This is a genomic window from Streptomyces sp. NPDC059456 (genome assembly GCF_042750055.1).
GTDB lineage: Bacteria > Actinomycetota > Actinomycetes > Streptomycetales > Streptomycetaceae > Streptomyces.
The window spans coordinates 1-4,835 of sequence record NZ_JBHYVA010000647.1; the positions used below are offsets into that span (position 1 = coordinate 1).

General features: G+C 75.2%; 4 protein-coding genes. All 4 read left to right on the forward strand.

Annotated features, from left to right (window positions below; all coding sequences use genetic code 11):
* Window positions 1-1,619: amino acid adenylation domain-containing protein (locus ACFXA3_RS35500; RefSeq protein WP_385194003.1), on the forward strand; the 1,619-nt coding region annotated here is incomplete at its 5' end.
* Window positions 1,616-2,413 (forward strand): thioesterase II family protein, encoded by a 798-nt coding sequence (locus ACFXA3_RS35505; protein ID WP_385194006.1) that lies wholly within the window; start codon window positions 1,616-1,618, stop codon window positions 2,411-2,413. The genes ACFXA3_RS35500 and ACFXA3_RS35505, both read left to right, overlap by 4 nt.
* Window positions 2,414-2,488: 75 nt before the next feature.
* Window positions 2,489-3,487: a JmjC domain-containing protein gene (locus ACFXA3_RS35510; protein WP_385194009.1), complete on the forward strand. Its 999-nt coding sequence runs from the start codon at window positions 2,489-2,491 to the stop codon at window positions 3,485-3,487.
* Complete coding sequence (locus ACFXA3_RS35515; RefSeq protein WP_385194012.1) at window positions 3,484-4,818, forward strand: MDR family MFS transporter; 1,335 nt, start codon at window positions 3,484-3,486, stop codon at window positions 4,816-4,818. The genes ACFXA3_RS35510 and ACFXA3_RS35515 overlap by 4 nt, the downstream gene beginning before the upstream one ends.
* The last annotated feature ends 17 nt before the right edge of the window (window positions 4,819-4,835 follow it).

Here is a 4,835-nt window from a genome sequence, read left to right on the forward strand (position 1 = left end):
CCGACCACCACCCCGAGCAACCCCCCCCCCGTCACACCGGGCTCGACGACCCCGGGGCCGCCGCCGCCACCCCCGCCCGGCACCGGGCCGCCGACCGACCGGGCGGCGGCGCGGCCCGCGGCCGCGAGCCGGAGTCGCCCGGCGTCCCGGTGGCGGCCGACGACGCCGCGTACCTCATCTACACCTCGGGCAGCACCGGCGAACCCAAGGGCGTTGTCGTCGAGCACGGCCAGCTGGCCGCTTCCACGCTGGCCCGCCGCACGGTCTACCCCGGACGGCCCGTCTTCCTCCTCGTCTCCCCGCTGGCCTTCGACTCCTCGGTGGCCGGCCTCTGGGGCACCCTCACGGCGGGCGGCCATCTGGTCGTCGCCACCCCCGACGAGGTACGCGACCCGGAGCGGCTGGTCGAGCTCGTCGAGCGCCACCGCGTCACCCGGCTCCTGTGCGTGCCCTCCCTCTACAGCGTCCTGCTCGACGCCGCGCGCTCACTCGGCGGCGAGCGCCTGAGCTCCCTCGAAACCGTCATCGTGGCGGGCGAACCCCTGCCGCCCGAACTCGTTGAACGCCACTTCGCCGTGCGCACCGGACCCACCGCGCTGGTCAACGAGTACGGCCCCACCGAGGCGACCGTCTGGGCCAGTTACCGGCGCTTCGACGCCCCCGGCCCCGTCTCCATCGGCCGGCCGGTCCCCGGTGCGACGCTCCACGTCCTCGACGAAGCACTGCGCCCGGTGCCGCCCGGCACCGAGGGCGAGCTGTTCATCGGCGGCGCCGGGGTGTCCCGCGGCTACCACGGCCGTCCGGAGGCGACCTCGCACGCCTTCCTCGACGATCCGTTCACGGACACGCCCGGGGCCCGGATGTACCGGACGGGCGACCGCGCCCGCTGGAACGCCGACGGCACCCTCGCCTTCCTCGGCCGCCGCGACCACCAGGTCAAGATCCGCGGCCACCGGGTCGAACTCCCGATGATCGAGGCGCAGTTGTCGGCCTTGTCCGGCGTGCGCGAAGCCGTCGTCGTCCCGGACACCGGCGCGAGCCTGCTGACCGCCTTCGTCCTCACCCCGTCCGGTCCGGCTCCGGCTGCCGAGTCGCTGCGCGAGCAGCTCGCCGCCCGGCTGCCGGCCGTCATGGTCCCCGCCCGCATCGTCTGCCTCGACGCGTTCCCCCGCACCGTCAACGGCAAGGCGGACCGGGCGGCCCTGCAGGCCCGGGCCGACGAGCTGCAGCCCTTCCCCGGCGCCGCTCACACCCCGACCCCCACCGCCGCCGCGCCGGCATCCCGGGGCGACCTGACCGCACAGGTCGCCGCCGCCTGGGCCGAGGTCCTGAAGGCCCCCCACGTGCCGCTGGACGCCAACTTCTTCGACGTCGGCGGCCACTCCCTGGCGATGTTCCAGCTCCGCGAGGCCCTGGAACGCCATACCGGCAAGCGGCCGCCGGTGATCGCGCTGTTCAAGCACACCACCGTCGCCGCGCAGGTCGCGATGCTGCGCGACGGCGACGGTTCCACCGAAGGCGCCGACACCGCCGCCTCGGCCGAGCGCCGCGCCGCCGCGCGCCGCGCCCGCGCCCTGCGCGCCCGACGGCAGGACCCGGCTCAGGAGACCGCCAAGTGACCACCGACCCCACGACCGACCCGTACCACGCGAGCGCCGACACCGGCCTGTGGCTGCACCGCACCGCCCCCGTGGCCGATCCGGTCGCCCGCCTGATCTGCTTCCCCCACGCCGGGGGATCCGCGTCCTTCTTCCGCGACTGGGGCCACCGGATCCCCGGGGTCGAGGTGTACGCGGTCCGCTACCCCGGCCGCGCCGAACGGCTCGCCGAGCCGGTGGCGACCGACCTGCGCGCACTCGCCCGCGCCGTCGCCGACGCCGTGGCCCCCCTGGCCGACCGCCCGCTGGCCCTGTTCGGCCACAGCATGGGCGCGCCGATCGCCCTGGAGACCGCGGCGGCGTTGGAGGCCCGCGGGATCGACCCCGTCCACCTGTTCGCATCGGGCTCCCGCGACGCCCCGTACCCGTCCGCCGAGGACTGGGCCGACCCGGACGAGGACGACGACCCGGCCGTCATCGAACGGCTCCTCACGCTCGGCGGCACCGATCCGGAACTGGCCGCCGACCCCGAGTTCCAGGAGCTGGTACTGCCGTACGTACGGGCGGACGCGGCCATGTTCCACGCCTACGCCCCCGGTTCCGGTACCGACGCCGGCCGCGCCCCGAGCGTGCGGTGCCCCGTCACCACCCTCACCGGGGACGCCGACGCGGACGCTGACTGCCGGCCCTGGAGCGAGCTGACCTCGGGCTGCGTCCGTGAACAAGCCGTACGGGGAGACCACTTCTACCTGGTGGCAGCCCCTCCCCACGACCTGATCCGGGACACGCTGACGCCCGTCCCGGCGGCCGGCTGACCTGCCCCCCACACCCCGTCCCCCCCCCAACACCCCGTCCCCCCCCACACACACACCGAGGAACCCGGAGCAGCTGTGGAAATTCTCCAGGCGGGCGCACCCGACTGCGCCCCCGCCGACGGGCTCGCCGGCCTGCTGTCCCCGCTCGCCGAGCCGGAGTTCCTCCGGCACCGGCTGGGGTCCGAACCCGTCGTCGTCCGGGGGCGGGAACGCCGCTTCCGCGGCCTCTTCGGCTGGCCCCAGCTCAACGAGGTCCTCGCGGCGGCCCGCACCGACACCTCCCGCATCCACCTGGTGCGGTCCGCCGACGGGGTGCCCCTGGGCTCCTGCGCCGAGCCCGTCCCCCAGCTGTCCCCGCGCGGCCGCCCCGCGCGGCTCCGCCCGGAGCGGCTCCAGGAGGTGCTCGGCGCAGGCACCACCTTGGTCATCGACGGCATCGAGGAACTCCACGCCCCGCTACGGGACCTGGCCACCGCCGTCGAGGGATCCGTGCGCTCCCTCGTCCAGGCCAACCTCTACGTGAACCTGGGCGGGGCCGAACAGGGCTTCCACACGCACTGGGACGACCACGACGTGTTCATCCTCCAGGCGGAGGGCGCCAAGCACTGGGACATCCACCCGCCGACCGAGGAACACCCCGTGGGAGTCCTCAGCACCCCCGTCCCTCCGGCCGACGGCGCCGCCGGCTGGTCCGGGGAACTCACCGACGGCGACGTGCTCTACCTGCCGCGGGGCTGGTGGCACACCGTCAAGGCGGTCGAGGGACGCCCCTCGCTCCACCTGACCCTCGGCACCCGGCTGCCCTCCGCCGGGGACCTGCTGCGGCGCCTGCTCGTCCACCTGGCCCGCAACCACTCCCTCGTACGCCAGGACCTGCCGAGGTTCGCCACCGCGGACCGGGCGCGGGGCTGGTACGAGGACCTGCGCGAGGTCCTGGCCGCGGCCGTCCGCGAGCCCGGCCTCCTGGAGCAGCTGGCCGGACAGGCCGACGGCGGAGCCCCGGCCCGGCCGGAGTTCAGCCTGCCGTACCTCCCGGACGGCGGGTCACCCGCGGACCCGGCGGGCCGTCGGTGAACCGCCCGGCGGGGGCGCGCCTGAGGGACCCGGCGGCCCTACGCGGGCTGCCGGCGGCGTTCTGGTGGATCTGGCTGAGCATCCTGGTCAACTGGATCGGCGGGTTCGCCGGTCCCATGCTGGCCCTGTCGCTCACCGCCGGGCGCGGCTACTCGGCCTCGTACGCGGGGCTCGTCATGTCCCTCGTCGGACTCGGCGGGATCGGCGGCACGTTCCTGGGCGGAGTGCTCGCCGACCGGATCGGGCGCCGTACGACCATGTTCGGCGCCCACCTCTGGACGGCGGCGAGCATGGCCCTGCTCGGGGTCAGCGACACGCCGTGGGCCGTGGCCGCGTCCGCCCTGGCCATGGGGCTCGGCGCCACCGCGGTCCGGCCGGCGATGCAGGCCTCGCTCACGGACCTCGTTCCGCCCGAGGACCGCCAGCGGGCCTTCGCCCTGAACTACTGGGCGCTGAACGCGGGCGGCGCGATCGCGGCGGTGCTGGCCGGGCTCATGGTCGCCCACGGCTACGCCCTGATCTTCCTGGCCGACGGCGCCGCGACGCTGCTCTGCGGGATCCTGGTGCTGGCGAAGGTCCCCGAAACCCGCCCCGCCGCGGCGGCGCGGTCCGCGGCTGCGGCCGGGCCGAAGTCCGGGCCGCCGTCAGGGCCTTCGTCCGGGCCGGTCCACCGCGACGGCTCCTTCATGTTCTTCGTCCTGATGACAGCCCTCTTCGCCGTGGTCTTCAAACAGGGGTCCTCCACCCTCCCCGTCGTGATGACCCGTGAGGGCCACTCTCCCGAGATGTACAGCCTGGTCAGCGCAGCGAACGGGCTGATGGTCGTCGCCCTGCAGATCCCCCTGACCCGGCTGGTGAGCGGACGCTCGCGCCCCATGGTCCTGCTCGCCGCCGGCCTCCTCCTCGGCTGGGGCTTCGGCCTGACCATGCTCGCGGACAGCGTCGCGGCCTTCACCTGCACGGTCCTCGTCTGGACCCTGGGCGAAATCCTCCAGGCACCCGCCGGCATCGCCGTCACGGCCGACCGCGCCCCCGCCGACCGGCGCGGCCGCTACCAGGGCATGTACGGCGGCGCCTGGTCGATCGCCGCGTTCCTGGCCCCCGCGGGCGGGGGCTGGGTCCTCGACGAGTGGGGCGCCACCACCCTGTGGACCCTGTGTGCGGTCCTCGCCACCACCGCCGGCATCGGCTGCGCGCTGGTCACCGCCCGCGACAAAGACTTCCGTACGGGGCGCCCGAGCCCCGTACGGGACGGGTGCGGCACACCGCCGCTCCCACCCGCCCCGTCCCGTCCCGGACGGGGTTCCCCCCCCGTAGGGTACCCGTCATGATCCGGATTATCGAGCAG